General features: G+C 73.4%; 15 protein-coding genes. 3 read left to right on the forward strand and 12 right to left on the reverse strand.

Annotated elements, in window-relative coordinates; translation table 11 throughout:
• Window position 1: 1 nt before the first annotated feature.
• From AC1C2V_RS10465 to AC1C2V_RS10475, 3 genes are all read left to right on the forward strand, one after another.
• Window positions 2–1,063: a FecCD family ABC transporter permease gene (locus AC1C2V_RS10465; protein ID WP_495389547.1), complete on the forward strand. Its 1,062-nt coding sequence runs from the start codon at window positions 2–4 to the stop codon at window positions 1,061–1,063.
• Window positions 1,060–1,944 carry an ABC transporter ATP-binding protein gene (locus AC1C2V_RS10470; protein ID WP_495389548.1) on the forward strand — a complete coding sequence of 295 codons (885 nt, stop codon included), beginning with the start codon at window positions 1,060–1,062 and terminating at the stop codon, window positions 1,942–1,944. The genes AC1C2V_RS10465 and AC1C2V_RS10470 overlap by 4 nt, the downstream gene beginning before the upstream one ends.
• 61 nt (window positions 1,945–2,005) lie before the next feature.
• Window positions 2,006–3,052, forward strand: coding sequence for an iron-siderophore ABC transporter substrate-binding protein (locus tag AC1C2V_RS10475; RefSeq protein ID WP_495389549.1), 1,047 nt, complete (start codon window positions 2,006–2,008; stop codon window positions 3,050–3,052).
• Window positions 3,053–3,277: 225 nt separating this feature from the next.
• On the opposite strand, the gene AC1C2V_RS10480 is transcribed toward AC1C2V_RS10475, so the two are convergent.
• The 12 genes from AC1C2V_RS10480 to dnaJ all read right to left on the reverse strand — a co-directional run bounded on the left by AC1C2V_RS10480 (window position 3,278) and on the right by dnaJ (window position 17,749).
• A complete protein-coding gene (locus AC1C2V_RS10480) occupies window positions 3,278–4,087 on the reverse strand; it encodes an isoprenyl transferase (RefSeq protein WP_495389550.1) in 810 nt (269 codons plus the stop codon).
• Complete coding sequence (gene recO / locus AC1C2V_RS10485; RefSeq protein WP_495389551.1) at window positions 4,087–4,821, reverse strand: DNA repair protein RecO; 735 nt, start codon at window positions 4,819–4,821, stop codon at window positions 4,087–4,089. The genes AC1C2V_RS10480 and recO overlap by 1 nt, the downstream gene beginning before the upstream one ends.
• 921 nt (window positions 4,822–5,742) lie before the next feature.
• The gene (gene leuA, locus AC1C2V_RS10490; protein ID WP_495389552.1) at window positions 5,743–7,515 is read right to left on the reverse strand and encodes a 2-isopropylmalate synthase; all 1,773 of its coding nucleotides are present in this window, start codon (window positions 7,513–7,515) and stop codon (window positions 5,743–5,745) included.
• Window positions 7,516–7,750: 235 nt separating this feature from the next.
• Window positions 7,751–9,514 (reverse strand): DUF7937 domain-containing protein, encoded by a 1,764-nt coding sequence (locus tag AC1C2V_RS10495; protein ID WP_495389553.1) that lies wholly within the window; start codon window positions 9,512–9,514, stop codon window positions 7,751–7,753.
• Window positions 9,515–9,653: 139 nt separating this feature from the next.
• The gene (locus AC1C2V_RS10500) at window positions 9,654–11,240 is read right to left on the reverse strand and encodes an alpha/beta hydrolase family protein (protein WP_495389554.1); all 1,587 of its coding nucleotides are present in this window, start codon (window positions 11,238–11,240) and stop codon (window positions 9,654–9,656) included.
• Window positions 11,241–11,321: 81 nt separating this feature from the next.
• Window positions 11,322–12,287 carry a GTPase Era gene (era, locus tag AC1C2V_RS10505; RefSeq protein WP_495389555.1) on the reverse strand — a complete coding sequence of 322 codons (966 nt, stop codon included), beginning with the start codon at window positions 12,285–12,287 and terminating at the stop codon, window positions 11,322–11,324.
• On the reverse strand, window positions 12,284–13,654 hold the full coding sequence (locus tag AC1C2V_RS10510; protein ID WP_495389556.1) for a hemolysin family protein: 1,371 nt from the start codon (window positions 13,652–13,654) through the stop codon (window positions 12,284–12,286). Before AC1C2V_RS10510 ends, era begins: the two co-directional genes overlap by 4 nt.
• Before the next feature lie 16 nt (window positions 13,655–13,670).
• The gene (gene ybeY, locus AC1C2V_RS10515; protein WP_495389557.1) at window positions 13,671–14,123 is read right to left on the reverse strand and encodes an rRNA maturation RNase YbeY; all 453 of its coding nucleotides are present in this window, start codon (window positions 14,121–14,123) and stop codon (window positions 13,671–13,673) included.
• 37 nt (window positions 14,124–14,160) lie between these two features.
• Complete coding sequence (locus AC1C2V_RS10520) at window positions 14,161–15,252, reverse strand: PhoH family protein (protein ID WP_495389558.1); 1,092 nt, start codon at window positions 15,250–15,252, stop codon at window positions 14,161–14,163.
• A 96-nt stretch (window positions 15,253–15,348) separates the two neighbouring features.
• Window positions 15,349–15,705, reverse strand: a complete 357-nt coding sequence (locus tag AC1C2V_RS10525; RefSeq protein WP_495389559.1) for an HIT domain-containing protein — start codon at window positions 15,703–15,705, stop codon at window positions 15,349–15,351.
• A gap of 52 nt (window positions 15,706–15,757) precedes the next feature.
• Entirely contained in the window at window positions 15,758–16,531 is a 774-nt protein-coding gene (locus AC1C2V_RS10530) for a 16S rRNA (uracil(1498)-N(3))-methyltransferase (protein WP_495389560.1), read from the reverse strand.
• A gap of 90 nt (window positions 16,532–16,621) precedes the next feature.
• On the reverse strand, window positions 16,622–17,749 hold the full coding sequence (gene dnaJ, locus AC1C2V_RS10535) for a molecular chaperone DnaJ (RefSeq protein ID WP_495389561.1): 1,128 nt from the start codon (window positions 17,747–17,749) through the stop codon (window positions 16,622–16,624).
• Between the last annotated feature and the right edge of the window lie 42 nt (window positions 17,750–17,791).

Here is a 17,791-nt window from a genome sequence, read left to right on the forward strand (position 1 = left end):
CGTGAGCACCTTCTCTCCCGCCGCCGCCCCGGCCGACGCACCCGTCACCACTGTCATCGGGCTGCGCAGCCGGCGCCGGCGCCGGCTCGCGGTCGTGCTGGCAGCCCTCGTCGTCCTCATGGTCGCCGTCGCGACCCTCGCCCTCACCCTCGGAGAGGCGTCGCTGCCGCCGGGGCGCGCGCTCGCCGCGCTCTTCGGCTCCGGCTCGGACGCCGACGTGTTCGTGGTGCACCGTCTGCGCCTGCCCCGCATCGAGACGGCCGTGCTCGCGGGCGCGGCATTCGGGCTCGCCGGGGCGCTCTTCCAGACGACGCTGCGCAACCCCCTGGCCAGCCCGGACATCCTCGGCATCGCGAGCGGCGCCAGCCTCGGCGCCGTGACGGCCATGCTCGTCGCGGGACTCACCGGGCTCGCCATCTCGGGCGCGGCCTTCGCCGGTGCGTTCGCCGTCGCGCTGGCGATCTGGCTCTTCGCCTGGCGGCGAGGCCTGCACTCGATCCGCTTTGTGCTGGTCGGCGTCGGGTTCGCCTACCTCTGCTCGTCCCTGCTGGCGTGGCTGCTCGCGAGCGCCGAGGTGCGCGAGGCGCAGGCGGCCCTCGTGTGGACCGTGGGCAGCGTGGCCGACGTGCGGGGCGCCGAGCTCCTCACGCTGGCCGTCACGGTGCTCGTCCTCGGCGCCGCCGTCGCTGTCGCCTCGCGCTGGCAGGGCCCGCTCGCGCTCGGCGACGACAACGCGCGCGCCCTCGGGGTGCCGGTGGACGCCGCTCGCGTCGTCTCCCTGCTGCTCGCGGTCGGGCTGGTGGCCGTCGCGACGTCGTTCGTCGGGCCGCTCACGTTCGTCGCGCTCGTCGCCCCCGCGATCGCGCGCCGGCTCGTGGACGACGGCGGCCCAGCGCTCACCGCCTCGGTCCTGACGGGCGCGCTCCTCGTGCTCACGGCCGACGTCGTGGGCCAGCACCTGCTCTTCGGCATCCAGGCGCCCACGGGCATCGTGACCGGCCTGGTCGGCGCCCCGTACCTGCTGTGGCTCCTCGCCACCGACGGAAGGAAGTCCCTGGCATGACCGACGTCCACCGCCCCGCCCCGGCGGAGGCCGGTGCCGGCGGGCCGGATCCCGCCGACCCGGCGTTCGCGCCGGCCACCGACGTCACCCTGCGCGCCCACGGCGTGTGCCTCGGCTACGACGGGCGGCGCGTGATCGACGGGCTCGACCTGGAGCTCCCCGCGGGCAGCGTGACGGCGATCGTGGGGCCCAACGCGTGCGGCAAGTCCACGCTGCTGCGCGGCCTGGCCCGCCTGCACCCGCTCGACGGCGGCGTGGTCACCCTCGGCGGCGAGGACGTGGCCGCCCTGTCCCGCAAGGAGCTGGCCCGGCGCGTCGCCGTGCTGCCGCAGACCTCGATCGCCCCCGACGGCGTGCGGGTCGCGGAGCTCGTGGGCCGCGGCCGGTACCCGCACCAGGGCTGGTTCGGGCGCCACAGCTCCACCGACGACGCGGCGGTGCTGCGCGCCCTCGACGCGACCGGCACCGCGGATCTCGCCGACCGGCCGGTGGCCGAGCTCTCCGGCGGGCAGCGGCAGCGCGTCTGGATCGCGATGGTCCTGGCCCAGGAGACGGACCTGGTGCTCCTCGACGAGCCCACGACGTTCCTCGACGTCGCCCACCAGGTCGACCTGCTGGACCTGCTCGCCGAGCTGAACCGCACCCGCGGCACCACCGTCGTGATGGTGCTGCACGAGCTGAACCTCGCCGCGCGGTACGCCGACCACCTGGTGGTGATGAGCGCCGGGCAGGTCGTGGCGGAGGGCCGACCGGGCGACGTGCTCACCGAGGCGACGGTGCACGCCGCGTTCGGCCTGCGGTCCCGGGTGGTCCCCGACCCGGTGTCGGGAACGCCACTCGTCGTACCCCTGGATCGACGGCACGGCACGCCCGACGCATAGGTTAGGCTTGCCTCACTCAATATCCCCCCGCGCCTCCGCGCGAACCCACCGAGGAGTACCCGTGCGTCTTCGCCGTCCGCTCACCGCCGGCGCCGCCCTTGCCGCCGCCGCCGCCCTCACCCTCGCCGGCTGCGCGTCCGACGACGCCCCCGAGGACGAGGGCTCCGGCGGTCAGGCGTCCGGCGCCACCGACGAGTTCCCGATCACGATCGAGCACGCCCTCGGCGAGACGGTCGTCGAGGAGGCGCCCGAGCGGGTCGCGACCTGGGGCTGGGGCTCCACCGAGGCCGCCATCGCCGTGGGCGTCTACCCCGTCGCGGTCGGCGAGCAGGTCTTCACCGTGGGCGAGGACGCGCTGCTGCCGTGGGTCAAGGACGCCTACGACAAGGCCGGCGCCGAGAAGCCGACGATCCTGTCCGACCCGGAGCAGGGTTCCTCCGTGCCCTACGAGGAGTTCGTCGAGGCCGACCCCGACCTCATCGTGGCCCCCTACTCCGGGATCACGCAGGAGCAGTACGACGTGCTGAGCGACATCGCCCCCGTCGTCGCCTACCCGGACGCCGCCTGGACCACGTCCTGGGACGACACGATCCAGCTCACCGCGAACGCGCTCGGGCGCTCCGACGCGGGCGAGCAGGTGCTCGCCGACATCGGCGACTTCGTCGCCCAGAAGGCCGCCGAGCACCCCGAGTTCGTGGGCAAGACGTTCGCCGCGGTCGTGGACTCGCCGACGGAGGGCCAGGTGTACGTGTACCCGGCGCTCGACCCGCGGGCCGGGTTCCTCGAGGGCCTCGGGGTCGAGGTCGCGCCGTCGGTGGCCGAGCTCGACACCTCGAACGGGGGCTTCTTCTACGCCCTGTCCTACGAGGAGCTCGACCAGCTCGACGCCGACTTCATCGTGGACTACGCCTACACGCCCGAGGACGCCGAGGCGTTCCTCACCAAGAAGGAGCTGCAGGCCATCCCGGCCGTCAAGGCGGGCAACGTCGCGCAGGTCGTCGGCACCGTCGAGACCTCGTCCGTGTCGCCGCCCACCGCGCTGTCCGTGTACTGGGAGGACGGCTTCCCCGCCCTCGTCGACTCCATGTCCGAGGTCCTCGCGGACTGAGCGTCGCTGGACGAGCCTGTCGAAACCACGCCACGCGCTTGAGCCTGTCGAAACCACGCCACGCGCTGGTTGAGCCTGTCGAAACCACGCCACGCGCTGGTTGAGCCTGTCGAAACCACGCCACGCGCTGGTTGAGCCTGTCGAAACCACGCCACGCGCTGGTTGAGCCTGTCGAAACCACGCCACGCGCTGGTTGAGCCTGTCGAAACCTGGATTTCGACAGGCTCAACCAGCGGTCTCGACGCTGTCGACCGCTCCCCCGTAGCGCCGATCGCGCCGCGCGAACTCCTCGACCGCGCGCCACAGGTGGCGCCGGTCGACGTCCGGCCACGGCTCCGGGAGGAAGATCATCTCCGCGTAGGCCGCCTGCCAGATCATGAAGTTCGAGGTGCGCTGCTCGCCGGACGAGCGCAGGAACAGGTCGACGTCCGGCAGGTCGGGCTCGTCGAGGTAGCGCTGCACCGTCTTCTCGGTGACCCGCGCAGGGTTGAGCTTGCCCGCTGCGGCGTCGCGCGCGATCGCGGCGGCGGCGTCCGCGATCTCGGCGCGGCCGCCGTAGTTGACGCACATCGTCAGGGTGCACCGGTCGTTGTCCCTGGTCATCTCCTCGGCGACCTGGAGCTCCCTGATCACCGAGCCCCACAGGCGCGGCCGGCGGCCCGCCCAGCGGATCCGCACCCCCCAGGAGGACATCTCGTCGCGACGGCGGCGGATCACGTCCCGGTTGAAGTTCATGAGGAACTTCACCTCGTCCGGCGACCGCTTCCAGTTCTCGGTGCTGAACGCGTAGGCGGAGACGTGCTTGACGCCCACCTGCACGGCGCCGGCCACGACGTCGAGCAGGGACTTCTCCCCCTGCTTGTGACCCTCCACGCGCGGCAGGCCCCGCGCGTTGGCCCAGCGGCCGTTGCCGTCCATGACGATCGCCACGTGGTTCGGCACGAACTGCACGGGGATCGCCGGCGGCGTGGCCCCCGACGGGTGCGGGTAGGGCTCGGCGTACCGGGGGTCCCGGGAAGCGGGAGTGGGGGACATCAGGCCTCTCTCTCGATCATGCGCAACGAGCGCAGCGTGCGCTCCAGGTAGTACTGCGCATAGGCCGCGACCAGGCCCGACGCCTCCGTGCGGTGCCGGGGCAGCGCGGCGTCCGCCGTCTCCCAGTCCCCGCCGAGCAGGGCGCCGAGCAGGGCGAACGTCTCCGGCGCGGGGGCGGTGGAGCCCGGCGGGCGGCAGCGCGAGCACACCGCGCCGCCCTGCCCCACGGAGAAGGCGTGGTGCGGCCCCGGCTCACCGCACCGGGCGCACTCCGTGAACGACGGCGCCCAGCCGGCGACGGCGAGCGCTCGCAGCAGGTAGGAGTCGAGCACGAGGCCCGGCGCGTGCGTGCGCTCCGACATCGCGCGCAGCGCCCCGGCGAGCAGCCAGTACTGCTGCACGGCGGGCTCGTGCTCGGCGGCGACCAGGCGGTCCGCGGCCTCGAGCATCGCGGCGCCGGAGGTGTACAGCGCGTAGTCCTCGCAGATGGCGCGGGCGTACGGCCCCACCGTCTCGACCTGCGTCACGGTGTCGAGGTTGCGCCCGGTGTGCAGCTGCACGTCCACCACCATGAACGGCTCCAGCCGCGCACCGAAGCGCGACGACGTGCGGCGCACGCCCCGCCCCACCGCACGCACCTTGCCGTGCTCGCGGGTGAGGAGCGTGACGATGCGGTCGGCCTCACCCAGCTTGTGGGTGCGCAGCACGATCGCGTCGTCTCGGTACAAGGGCACGGCCCTATTGTCCCAGGTGCTCCCGACAGACACGGCCCCCGCGCGGGGCATTTCCCGCGGCGGACGACAACCCGTCCGGGCGGGGTCGACCGCGTAGCTGAGCGCCGCCTCACCGGCCCCGACCACCGCCCAGGACCGCCGTACGACCAAGAGCTATGCCTTGTCCTTCCGCACGCAGGACGACGACACCTTGCCCACCGGCACCTCCCTCCTGGAGCCGGACGACCCACGCGAGCTGGGCGGCCCAGCGGCCCGCTCCCGAGCACGAAGTCGAGCACCGAACCGAGCCCGTCCACCACGCTCACCGACGACGCCGCCGACGGGGCCGGAGCCGGCGACCTCGACCCCTGCCTCGTAGGTCGGTGGGAGCAGGCGTCCATGACGGACGCGTGGAACCTGCCCGGGGAGTCGGTCGACGTCACGGGGTGGGACGGCCGGGTCCTCGAGATCGCCAGGACGGCACCGAGGTGATCCGCTACGACGGCGCGGAGCCGGTGCGCGGCACGATGCCCGCGGGCGAGATCGTGGACACGTGGAGCGGCACGTCCACCGAGACGGTCGCGACGGGCGACGGCGGCCTGCACTTCGCGGACGTCGGCCGCTCGGACGCGTCGGTCGACCGCGGGCTCCTGGGCCTGACCGAGACCTCTACCCCGGCGGCCGACCCGGGCCCGACCTGGACCACACCTGCGACGAGACGACCCACACCCAGCGCGAGCCCCGGGGTCGTACGAGGCGACGCTCACGCGGCTCGCTGGTTGAGCCTGTCGAAACCGGGTTTCGACAGGCTCAACCAGCGAGGCCGGGTTTCGACAGGCTCAACCAGCGAGGCCGGGTTTCGACAGGCTCAACCAGCGAGACCGGGTCTCGACAGGCTCAACCAGCGAGGCCGGGTCTCGACAGGCTCAACCGCGACCTTCGTCAGACCCGCGCGGCCCGGTTCACGGCCGAGACGATCGCCTTGAGGGAGGACGTGGTGATCGACGGATCGACACCGACGCCCCACAGCACGTCGTCGCCCACCTGGCACTCTACGTACGAGGCCGCGAGGGCGTCGCCGCCCTCGGACAGGGCGTGCTCGGCGTAGTCGAGCACGCGCACGTCCACGCCGACCTTCGCGATCGCGTCGACGAACGCGGCGAGCGGGCCGTTGCCGGTGCCCTCGAGCGTCAGCTCGACGCCGTGGTCCACGACGTCCACCGACAGGGTGGTCGCGCCGCCCTCGGACGCGGCGGTCCGCGTCTCACGCAGGCGCAGCCGGCCCCACGGCTCGAGGCCGCGCGCGTCGTGCTCCTCGACCGGCAGGTACTCGTCGCTGAACATCCGCCAGATGTCGGCCCCGGTGACCTCGCTGCCCCGGGCGTCGGTGTGCCGCTGCACGACGCCGGAGAACTCGATCTGCAGGCGACGGGGCAGGTCCAGCGAGTGCTCCGTGGACAGCAGGTAGGCGATGCCGCCCTTGCCGGACTGCGAGTTGACCCGGATCACGGCCTCGTACGAGCGGCCGACGTCCTTGGGGTCGATGGGCAGGTACGGCACGCCCCAGGTGAGCGCGTCGACCGGCTTGCCCTCGGTCTCGGCGCGGACGGCCATGTGTTCGAGGCCCTTCTTGATGGCGTCCTGGTGCGAGCCGGAGAACGCCGTGAAGACGAGGTCGCCCACGTACGGGTGCCGCTCGTGCACCGGCAGCTGGTTGCAGTGCTCCACGGTGCGGCGGATGGCGTCGATGTCGGAGAAGTCGATCTGCGGGTCGATGCCCTGGCCGAACAGGTTCATGCCCAGGGTCACCAGGTCGACGTTGCCGGTGCGCTCGCCGTTGCCGAACAGGCAGCCCTCGATGCGGTCCGCGCCGGCCTGGTAGCCGAGCTCGGCGGCGGCGACGGCCGTGCCGCGGTCGTTGTGCGGGTGCAGCGACAGCACCACGTTCTCGCGGAACGCCAGGTGGCGGTTCATCCACTCGATGGAGTCCGCGTACACGTTGGGCGTGGCCATCTCGACCGTCGCCGGCAGGTTGACGATCACGGGTCGCTCGGCGGTGGGCTCCAGCACCTCCAGCACCTCGTTGCAGATGCGGGCGGCGAACTCGAGCTCGGTGCCCGTGTACGACTCGGGCGAGTACTCGTAGTAGACCGTCGTCTCGGGGACGGTCTCCTCGAGCTTTCGGCACAGCCGCGCACCCTGCAGGGCGATGTCGACGATGCCGTCCATGTCGCTGCGGAACACGACCTCGCGCTGCAGGATCGACGTCGAGTTGTAGATGTGCACGATGGCCTGCTTGGCGCCGCGGATCGCGTCGTAGGTGCGCTCGATCAGGTGGTCGCGGCACTGGGTCAGCACCTGGATGACGACGTCGTCCGGGATGCGGTCGGTGTCGATGAGCCGGCGCACGAAGTCGAAGTCCGTCTGGGACGCGGACGGGAAGCCGACCTCGATCTCCTTGTAGCCCATCTGCACGAGCAGGTCGAACATGAGCAGCTTGCGCTCGGCGTCCATCGGCTCGATAAGCGCCTGGTTGCCGTCACGCAGGTCGACGGCGCACCAGCGCGGCGCCTGGGAGATCCGCTTGTCCGGCCACGTGCGGTCGGGCAGGTCTACCTTGATCTGCTCGTGGAACGGGACGTAACGCGTGTACGGCATCCCGGAGGGGCGCTGCGGGTTGGCGCCGGCGATGCCGTGGGGGTGGGGGTTCTGCATGGTGTGCGTCCTTCGTGGGGGCTCGGTGGCCGCGTCCCCGGGTCGGGTCCGACGGTCATGACCAGTCGGCCGGCGCGCCAGAACCTCCGCGACGGGGATCCGGCCTAGTAGGCCCCGCCGCGGCACCGAAGAAGGAGCCTCACCGTGCGATGCACGCTGTCACCGTACACCTTCGCGCGGCGCGGCCCAGGCCGGTCCGGAGCGGTCCCGTCCGGGCCCGTCCGGGCCCCGTGGATCAGCGGCGCGACCGCAACGCGGCGTCGACCGCCGGGTCGCCCAGGGCGCCCAGCCAGTCCAGCAGGGCGGGGTACGTGGCCGGGTTCGCGGCGACGTGCGCGCGCAGGTGCGGCGCCTCCGCCGCGATGCGGGCGAGGTCGGCGAGGGGCGTGGTCGGGTCGATCGCCTGGGCCGCCGACCACCCCGGCGCCTGCGCCTGCACCGGCGGCGGGCCCTGGACCGGCGGCAGCACCTGCGTGGAGTCCGGAGCCCGGGAGGCGGGCGCCGGATGCTCCCGCACCGGCGCCATCTGCTGGGTCGCGTCGACCGCGGGGCGCGCCGCCGGCGCGGGCGAGGCGGACGGCGAGGGCGTGAGGGCCGGCGAGTGCGACGCCGGTGCCGTCCTCGGCGTCGACGGCGCGGCGGCCGTCCAGGTCCGCCGCGGCGCGGCCGCCGGGAGGGGCTCCGACGCGACCGGCACCGTGGCGGCGGGCTCGACGGTGTCCTCCACGGGCTGCCCGTCGTGCGGCGCGGCGTACTCGGTGGGTGCGTTCCCGGCGGGTGCGTGTTCCGCCGGTCCGGCCTCCGCCTCGGCGGGCTCCGGCACGCTCTGGACGAGCTCGCGCACGGACGGCGGCACGAGCAGGACGGCGAGGGCGATCGCCGGCAGTCCGAAGGCCACGAGCAGCTCCTCCACGTTGGACTGCGTGCCCAGGCCCGCCCGCGCGACGACGATCACCAGGCCCAGCACCACGAGCACGCAGGCGGCACCGACGGCGGTGACGTGACCGCCACGCGGGTCGCGGGCCAGCGCACGACGCGCGGCGATCGCGACGCCCGTCATGAGCACGCCGACGATCAGCCGGAGCACGAGGCTCACCGCGACGCCGTCGCTCACGATCCGCACCAGCGCCACCAGGGCCACGAACGCGGCGACGAGCGCCACGAGCCAGAACGCGCGCACCGCCACCGCGATCCAGCGCTCCGCCCGCACCGGGTCGGGGTCGTCGACGGTGGCGGCCGCGTCGTCGACCACGCGGTGAGCCGTGACGGCGGCGACCACCGGGAGCAGCAGCAGGCCCAGGCGCTGTTCGTGCACGCTCTCGAACCACGGCCTCAGGTTGCCCCCGGCGAACAGCACCAGCTCGAGCGCCACGGCGCCGCCGAGGCCGAGCAGCACGTAGCCGGCGGCGAGGTCCCCGGACCGCAGGTAGTCGCCGACGGTGAACCACAGGACGCCGAGTACGACGAGCGCGTTGAGGGCGCCCACGACGGTGGTGGCCCACGCGCCCCCCTGCACGAGGGACGCCACGGGGGTGGCGAGGGTGCCGAGCGCCACCACTCCCGCGACGACGGCCGGCGCGTGCACCCAGCGGGGCGCCACTGCCAGGGCGGCGCCCGCGAGGCCGACCGCGAGACCCGCCCCCACGCCGCCCGAGGCGTCCGCGGGGCCCGCAACGTCCAGCGCGAGGTAGACGATCGCGACCACCGCGTAGGGAATGCAGCCCAGGGCGACGGTCCGGCGCGACGTCAGACCGTCCCACGACGCCGGGCCCACGCCGGCGCGACGCAGGTACGGCGCGGCCAGGGCGAGGAGCGCGATGACTGTGACGAGCACCACCTCGAGCCGGTCGCTGCCGCGGTGCGCGTGGTCCCACGGCAGCGGGAGCGCCACGAGGAGCGCGAATGCTGCGACGACGTCGCGCACGAGGTCGCGAACCGGCACGCCCGCGAACGGCGAGCGTCGCTCCGCGGGTGCGTCGAGGGCGTCGGGATCGGTCATGCGTGCGTCTCCATGCTGGTGCTCCAAGTACGGGGCGAACGTGCGTCCGCATCGTTTCTACCCGACGCGAGGCCCCGACGTCGGGTCCCGCGCGGGCGCGTTGGTCACACGGGCCGTCGGCGCCCGCTCGAGGATGCCCTCAGATGCCGAGCTGGTACACGCCCCAGTAGGCCAGCGTGCACAGGAGCGCGGTCGCGCCGGCGATGGTGCACCAGAAGGTGAGCACGGCCGGCCACCCCCGCGCGACGGCGACATCGGCCCCCGCGCGCCGCTCGGCCCGCACGTCCGTCACCCGCCGGATCACGAGCGCCGCGGCCACCGCCGTCGCGACCCCGAGCAGGCGCACCGCGATCCACCCGCCCTGCACCACGAGGCCGTCACGCTGGTAGTCGAGTGCGAGGCTGGCGACGGCCAGCAGGTAGGCCACGAGGGCGGCCATGGTCGCGACGGATCCGAGCCCGAGGCCGACGAGCGCCCACCGCAGGCCCCGCGCGAGCCGCGGCGCGCCCGCCGACGACCGTCGGCGCGCGACACGCCGCACCAGCGCATGCACACCCCACACCAGCGGCCCGAGCACCAGGAGCCCGGCCCCCGCGATCACGGCGCCCACAACGATGTCGCCGTTGCCCCACCACCGCGGCTGCGGGACGGCGGAGGCGAGGTACAGCTGGTTCGGCGTGTCGCCGGCGATCCGGGGTTCGGCGACCGCGGTGGCGGGCAGGCCCAGGATCCACGTGGCGACGTCGGTCGCGAACCCGGGGTGCAGGTGCAGCTCGGTGCCGCCGCCGGGCTGTTCGGTGGGCACGTTGATCCCGTGGTTGGCGCCCGCGTAGTAGCGCACCGTCACCGGCGCGTCGTCGCCGCCCACCGCGGTGTCGGCGATGACCTGCCGGGCGCCCTGCTCGATCGGCATGGAGGGGTCGGCGGTGCCGTAGACGACCAGCACCGGCGCCGTCTGCTGCTCGAGCCACGGCCGCACGTCGAAGTCGGCGTACTCGAAGCCGCCGCCCGGCAGCTGCATGCCGACCGCGCGCGGGATGGCGCGGAAGACCTGCTCCGGCACGCCCGTGTTGCGCAGGTAGCTGTCCACGGCGAACGCGGCCTGCTGGCGCGGCGGCACCACGGGCGCGGAGACGAGGACCGTGAACGCGATCGCGGGGTCCTGCGCCTGCATCACGGGCACGATCCACGTGCCCTCGGACTCGCCGTACACCCCGACGCGGTCGGCGTCGACGCCGTCGATGGTGCGCAACAGGTCCACCGAACGCTGGTAGTCCGCGGCCATCGCGACGTAGTCCCGGTCGCGCGTCGTGTAGGTGTCGAGGCGCTTGTCCGGGACCAGGGTGACGACGCCCGCGCTGGCCAGCGCGGTGGCCGACTCGGTGAACGCCTCGCTGGACTTGCCCGTGCCGGCGCCGTGCACGTACACCACGCCCGGGCGGTCGGGCAGCAGCGCGCCGTCGTCCCCCACCGGCTGCCGCAGCAGGCCGCCCACCACGACGCCGTCGCCGAGCGGGATCGTGACCTGGGTCTCGCCGACCTCGAACTCGCCCACCTCACCGACGGCGGTGTCGTCCGGGTCGACCCCGCCGATCGCCGTGTCGGAGGTCGCGGGCACCAGGTGGTCGGTCACCGGGACGGGGTCCCACTGGGGCCCGGCGACCGCCCCGGTCAGGGCCAGGCCCACGAGAATCGCCGCTGTCGTCGCAATAGTCCGGAACACCACGGAGCGATGTTACTCGGCGCCGCCCCGCGACGACGCCGCGGAAAACCTCCGGCTGCCTCGGGGGATGTCCCCCGGGACCCGTCAGAACCCGAGCCGCTGGAGCTGCTTGGGGTCGCGCTGCCAGTCCTTGGCCACCTTGACGTGCAGGTCGAGGTACACGCGCGTGCCCAGCAGCTTCTCGATCCCCACCCGGGCGTTGGTGCCGACCTCGCGCAGCCGCGACCCGCCCTTGCCGATGATGATCGCCTTCTGGCTCTCGCGCTCGACGAACAGGTTGACGCGGACGTCGAGCAGCGGCGGGCGGCCCTTCGCCTCGTCGCCGCTGCCCTCGCGCTCCACGATCTCGTCGACCACCACGGCCAGGGAGTGCGGCAGCTCGTCGCGCACACCCTCCAGCGCCGCCTCGCGCACCAGCTCGGCCACCATGACCTGCTCGGGCTCGTCCGTCAGCTCGCCGCCCGGGTAGAGGTCGGGCCCCTCGGGCAGGTGCGCGACCAGGACGTCGGTGAGCTCGTCCACCTGGTAGCCGTCCTTCGCCGAGACCGGCACGATGGCGGACCAGTCGCGGTCCACCGACCGGGCGAGCTCGTCGACGGCCATCAGGTGCGCGGCCAGCCGGCCGCGGTCCACGAGGTCCGCCTTGGTCACGACGGCCACCACCGGCACGGCCCGGCGGCCCTCCATCAGGGGTGCGAGCTTGCCCGCGATGTACTTGTCGCCGGGGCCGATCTTCTGGTCCGCCGGCAGGCAGAACGCGATCACGTCGACCTCGCCGAGGGTGTCCTGCACCAGTGCGTTCAGGCGCTCGCCGAGCAGCGTGCGCGGGCGGTGCAGTCCCGGGGTGTCGACCAGCACCAGCTGGGCGTCGTCGCGGTGCACGATGCCGCGGATCGTGTGCCGCGTGGTCTGCGGCCGGGCGGACATGATGGCGACCTTCTCGCCCACGAGCGCGTTGGTGAGGGTCGACTTGCCGACGTTGGGCCGCCCGACGAAGCAGGCGAAGCCCGATCGGTGGTCGGCGGGGCTGTGCGAGGTCTCGGTGGTCATGCGTGTGCTTCCTTCTGGTCCGGCGGTACGACATGGTCGCCCGCTGCTGTGTCGTCGTCGTCCCCGGGCGCGGCGCGGCTCACCCGGAGCGTCGCGAGCTGCTTGCGGCGGCCCTCGACGCGGTCGGCCACGAGGTGCAGGCCCCCGACGTCCGCGGTGGAGCCGGTGAGCGGCACCTTCCCCAGCGCCTTGGCCAGCAGGCCGCCCGCGGTGTCCACGTCGTCGTCGTCGAGCCGCAGGTCGAACATCTCGCCGAGCTCGTCCACGGGCATCCGCGCGGACACGAGGAACGTGCCGTCCCCAAGGTCCTCGGGCTCGACGGCGAGGGCGGTGTCGTGCTCGTCGGTCAGCTCCCCGACCAGCTCCTCGATGACGTCCTCGACCGTGACGAGCCCGGCGATGCCGCCGTACTCGTCGACGACGACGGCGATGTGGGAGCGGGACGCCTGCATCTCGCGCAGCAGCTCGTCGGCGGGCTTGGACTCGGGCACGAAGACGGCGTCCCGGGCCACCTCGACCACGGGACGGTCGTCGCTGCCCGGCTCGCTCTCCAGCACGCGCGCGACGTCCTTGAGGTACGCCACACCCACGAGGTCGTCGACCTCGTCGCCCACCACCGGGACCCGGGAGTATCCGGACCGCAGGAAGAGCCGCATGACCTTGCGCAGCGGCGTCGTCGCCGCGACCGTGACCATGTCGGTGCGGGGCACCATCACCTCGCGGGTGAGGGTGTCGCCCAGCTCGACGACGGACCGGATGAGCTCGCGCTCGGCGTCCTCGATCGCGTCGTTGTCGCGGACCCGTTCGGCCATCTCGCGCAGCGCGTCCTCGCCCGGGTCGTGCTCGCCGTCCCGCTCCCCCGAGCGCCCGTTGGAGCGATCGGTGGTGCGCTCGGTGAGCCCGGCCGCGGCGCGGTGCACGGCGGCCAGGGGCCCGGCGAGCGCGACGAGCACCGGCAGCGGCCGCCGCAGCCCGAGCGCGCGCGGGCTCAACCGCACGAAGACGACGCCCGCGGCGAGGCCCACGACAGCCGCGGCCAGCATGACCTGCCACCACGTGTCGAACCAGTCCGCGATCATCAGCGTCGCGGCGGCCAGCGCCACGGTCTCGGCGAAGACGCGCACCAGCGCGAACGTCGCCACCGCCGCGGGCGGGTCCACGACCAGTCCCTGCACGGACCGCAGCCGCGCGAGCCGGGTGCGGCGCGCCGTCGCGGTCAGCTGGTCGGACGTCTCCGCCTCGATCACGGCGTCCGCGACCGACGTCCGGGTCACGCGCAGCACCGCCGCCTCCCCCGCGGAGAGCGTCCCGGCCAGCGCCAGCGCGACGGCGACCACCAGGCCGAGCAGCAGCTCGGGTCCGTCCACTCAGATCACCCCGCCCTCACCGTCCGGCGAGGAAGGTGAGCAGGAGTCGACGCTGGAGCGCGAACATCTCCTTCTCATCCTCCGGCTCGGCGTGGTCGTAGCCGAGCAGGTGCAGGATCCCGTGCGTCGTCAGCAGCATGAGCTCCTCGGCCGTGGAGTGCCCCGCGACGACCGCCTGCTGCGCCGCGACCTCCGGGCAGAGCACGACGTCGCCGAGCGTGCCGGGCGGCGTCTCCTCGCCCTCGCGGCCGGGGCGCAGCTCGTCCATCGGGAAGGACAGCACGTCCGTGGGCCCGGGCTCGTCCATCCACTGCACGTGCAGCTCGGTCATGACCGTCGTGTCGACGAACATGATCGACAGCTCGCTGCGCGGGTGCACGTGCAGCGTGTCGAGGACGAACCGTCCGAGCGCGGCGAACTCGGCCTCGTCCACCTCGATGCCGGACTCGTTTGCTACTTCGATGCTCATGGGCGCTCGCCCCGTCCATTCGCCGCGGCCTCGATGCTCACCTGCGTGCTCCTCGTTCGTGGCTGTCACGTCCGGAGTGACCGGACCGGCGCTCCGCGGCCTCGCCGCGCGACGTCGCGACGTCCCAGCGCCCGTAGGCGTCGATGATGTCCCCGACCAGCCGGTGGCGCACCACGTCGGCCGAGGTGAGGCGGCAGAACTCGACGTCGTCCACGCCCGTGAGGATGTCCTCGACCACGCGCAGGCCCGACGTCGTGCCGCCGGGCAGGTCCACCTGCGTGGCGTCGCCCGTGATCACCATCGTGGAGCCGAAGCCCAGGCGCGTGAGGAACATCTTCATCTGCTCGGCGGAGGTGTTCTGCGCCTCGTCAAGAATAATAAAAGAATCGTTAAGGTTTCTGCCGCGCATGTAGGCCAGCGGCGCCACCTCGATCGTCCCGGCCTCGATGAGCCTCGGGATCGCCTCGGCGTCCATCATGTCGTGCAGCGCGTCGTACAGCGGGCGCAGGTACGGGTCGATCTTGTCGCTCAGCGACCCGGGCAGGAACCCGAGCTTCTCCCCCGCCTCGACCGCCGGGCGGGTCAGGACGATGCGGTTCACCCGCTTGGCCTGCAGCGCCTGCACCGCCTTGGCCATGGCCAGGTACGTCTTGCCCGTGCCCGCGGGGCCGATGCCGAACGTGATCGTGTTGGCGTCGATCGCCTCGACGTAGTGCTTCTGGCCGATCGTCTTGGGCCGGATCGTGCGCCCGCGGCTCGACAGGATGTTGAACGTCAGCACCTCGGCCGGGCGCTGCGCGGGTGCGGCCGTGAGCATCTCGACCGACCGCGCCACCACCTCGGGGGTGAGCTGCGTGCCGGACTCGACCACCTCGACCAGCTCGTCGAGGAGCCGCGAGACCAGAGCCACCTCGCCGGCCGGGCCGCTGACGACGATCTCGTTGCCGCGCGCGTGCACGTCCACGGCGGGGAACCCGTCCTCCACGGCCCGCAGCACCGAGTCCCGGCTGCCGAGCAGCGCGACCATCGGTACGTGGGTGGGCACCACGATGCGGTGCTCCGTGGACCGTTCGGCATGAGTTCCGCCCGTGGGGGCGCTGCCGGGTGCGGTGCTGGGTGTCGATGTCATGGGCCGGCTGACCGCCGGGACCCTCCTTCATGCGAGACGGACGAGGAACTGAGGGTCACGAGTCTATCGACCGGGCGGGTCCGGAGGCACGCGGATTCAGGCGGGCGTCCACCCGAGCTGGGCCCCGGCGATGACGTGCCCGTGCACGTGGAACACGCTCTGGCCGGCGCGCGGGCCGGAGTTGAAGATGAACCGGTACTGCCCGTCGGCCAGGTCGTGCGCCACGCCGTCCGCCATCTCGACCACCTCGGCCAGCAGCGCCGGGTCGGCGGCGGCCAGGACGGAGACGTCGCCGTGATGCTCCTTCGGCACCACCAGCACGTGCACCGGAGCCTGCGGGTTGATGTCGCGGAACGCGATGACGTGGTCCGACGTGGCGACCACGTCGGCGGGCACGTCGCCGGCGACGATCTTGCAGAACAGGCAGTCGGTGCTGGCATCGGAGCTGGGCATGAGCGCCACGCTACCGGGCCGGTGCCGTGCGGGCACCGGGTCAGGCACTGGGTCAGGCCCAGCGGCCGAGGCGCTCGCTGAGCAGGGCCACCGCGACCGGTCCCGCGGTGGACGTCCGCAGCACGTGCGGCCCGAGCCGGGCGGCCACCGCCCCCGCGTCGGCGAGCGCGGCGACCTCGGCGTCCGAGATGCCGCCCTCCGGCCCGACGACGATCAGCAGCTCGACCGCCGCGGTGCCGACCGCACCGGGCAGCCCGACCGCCGCCAGGGGGATGCTCGCCTCCTCGTGGAGCACCACGACGGCGCCCCCCGCCGCGATCACGTCGCGCACCCGGCCGGCGAGCTCGCGGGTCGTGACCGGCTCGGCCACCGGGGGCAGGCACGCCCGCCGCGCCTGCTTCACCGCCGAGCGCACCGTGGCCACCCATTTCGCGCGCGACTTCGTCGCGCGCTCGCCGCGCCAGACCACGACCGACCGCTCCGCCTGCCACGGGAGCACGCCGTCGACACCGACCTCGACGGCCGCCTCCACGGCCAGCTCGTCGCGGTCGCCCTTCGCGAGCGCCTGCACGAGGGTGAGGACGACGCCGGGGGCCGGCTCGACCACCACCTCGTCCACCCGGAGCCGCACCTCGCCGTCCTCGACCCCGTCGACCACGCACCGCAGCCGCGTCCCCGCGCCGTCCACCACGTCGAGCTGCTCGCCGGGACCGCGCCGCTGCACCACGCCCGCGTGCCGCCCCTCCGCGCCGTCGAGCACGTAGACGTCGCCGCGGCCGAGCGCGGCGAGCGCCCCACCCTCGGCCAGGAACACGGGCGCGCTCACGTCATGCTCTCTTCACGTGCGCCCTGCGGTGCCTCGCTCCGGCACACCTCGTACCTCGGCGTACCTCCGCGGGGGCTCCTCGCGCTCACGTCATTTGCCGCTCAGCTTGTCGCGCAGCCGGGAGAAGACGCCGGGGTGCGCGGACGCGAGCCGCGGCTCGGGCCGCTCCTCCCCGCGCAGCACGGACAGCGAGCGCAGCAGCTCGGTCTGCTCCTCGTCGAGGGCGGTGGGGACCTGGACCTCGACGTGCACGTTGAGGTCGCCGCGGCCGCCGGCGTGCAGGTGCCCGACGCCGAGGCCCTTGAGCGTCACGACCTGGCCCGGCTGGGTACCCGCACGCAGGTCGATCTCCTGCTCGCCGTCGAGCGTCTCGAGGTCGAGCACGGTGCCGAGGGCGGCGGCCGTCATCGGCACCTGGAGCGTGCAGTGCAGGTCGTCGCCGCGGCGCACGAACGTCTCGTGCGGCTTCTCGCGGATCTCGACGTACAGGTCGCCGGCGGGCCCGCCGCCGGGACCGACCTCGCCCTGCGAGGTGAGCTTGATGCGCGTGCCGGTGTCGACGCCGGCGGGCACGTTGACGGAGAGGGTGCGACGCGAGCGGACGCGGCCCTCGCCGGAGCAGTCGGCGCACGGCTCGGGAATCACGGTGCCGAAGCCCTGGCACGCCGCGCACGGCGCCGTCGTCATGACCTGGCCGAGGAACGACCGCGCCACGCGCTGCACGTTGCCGCGGCCCTGGCAGACCTCGCACGTCTTGAGGTCGGTGCCGGGCCGGCAGCCGTTGCCGCCGCAGGTGCCGCACACCACGGCGGTGTCGACCTGCAGCTCGCGCTTGGCACCGAACGCCGCCTCCGCGAGGTCGATGTCCATGCGCACGAGGGCGTCCTGGCCGCGGCGGGCGCGCGGCACCGGACCGGAGGGGGCGCCACCGCCGCCGAAGAACGTCTCGAAGATGTCCTGGAAGCCGAACCCGTTGCCGAACCCGGCACCGCCCCCGCCGCCGGATGGCGAGCTCGGGTCCACGCCCATGTCGTACTGCTGGCGCTTGTCCGGGTTGGACAGCACCTCGTAGGCGCGGGCGACGTCCTTGAAGCGATCTTCGCCGGCCTCGCCGGCGACGTCGGGGTGCAGCTCGCGGGCGAGCTTGCGGTATGCCTTCTTGATCTGCTCTGCCGAGGCGTCGCGGGGGACACCCAGGATCTCGTAGTAGTCGGTCACAGGTCTCTCTTCGGTGACGTGTCGGTGACTGGCACGGTCAGG

This window comes from Isoptericola sp. Y541 (genome assembly GCF_059445465.1).

Bases quoted from the DNA above. Each gene is read 5' to 3' on its own strand.
- AC1C2V_RS10470 (WP_495389548.1), top strand. From the start codon at position 1,060: ATGACCGACGTCCACCGCCCCGCCCCGGCGGAGGCCGGTGCCGGCGGG.
- era (WP_495389555.1), bottom strand. From the start codon at position 12,287: ATGACCACCGAGACCTCGCACAGCCCCGCCGACCACCGATCGGGCTTC.
- AC1C2V_RS10525 (WP_495389559.1), bottom strand. From the start codon at position 15,705: ATGCCCAGCTCCGATGCCAGCACCGACTGCCTGTTCTGCAAGATCGTC.
- AC1C2V_RS10495 (WP_495389553.1), bottom strand. From the start codon at position 9,514: ATGACCGATCCCGACGCCCTCGACGCACCCGCGGAGCGACGCTCGCCG.
- AC1C2V_RS10520 (WP_495389558.1), bottom strand. From the start codon at position 15,252: ATGACATCGACACCCAGCACCGCACCCGGCAGCGCCCCCACGGGCGGA.
- leuA (WP_495389552.1), bottom strand. From the start codon at position 7,515: ATGCAGAACCCCCACCCCCACGGCATCGCCGGCGCCAACCCGCAGCGC.
- ybeY (WP_495389557.1), bottom strand. From the start codon at position 14,123: ATGAGCATCGAAGTAGCAAACGAGTCCGGCATCGAGGTGGACGAGGCC.
- AC1C2V_RS10480 (WP_495389550.1), bottom strand. From the start codon at position 4,087: ATGTCCCCCACTCCCGCTTCCCGGGACCCCCGGTACGCCGAGCCCTAC.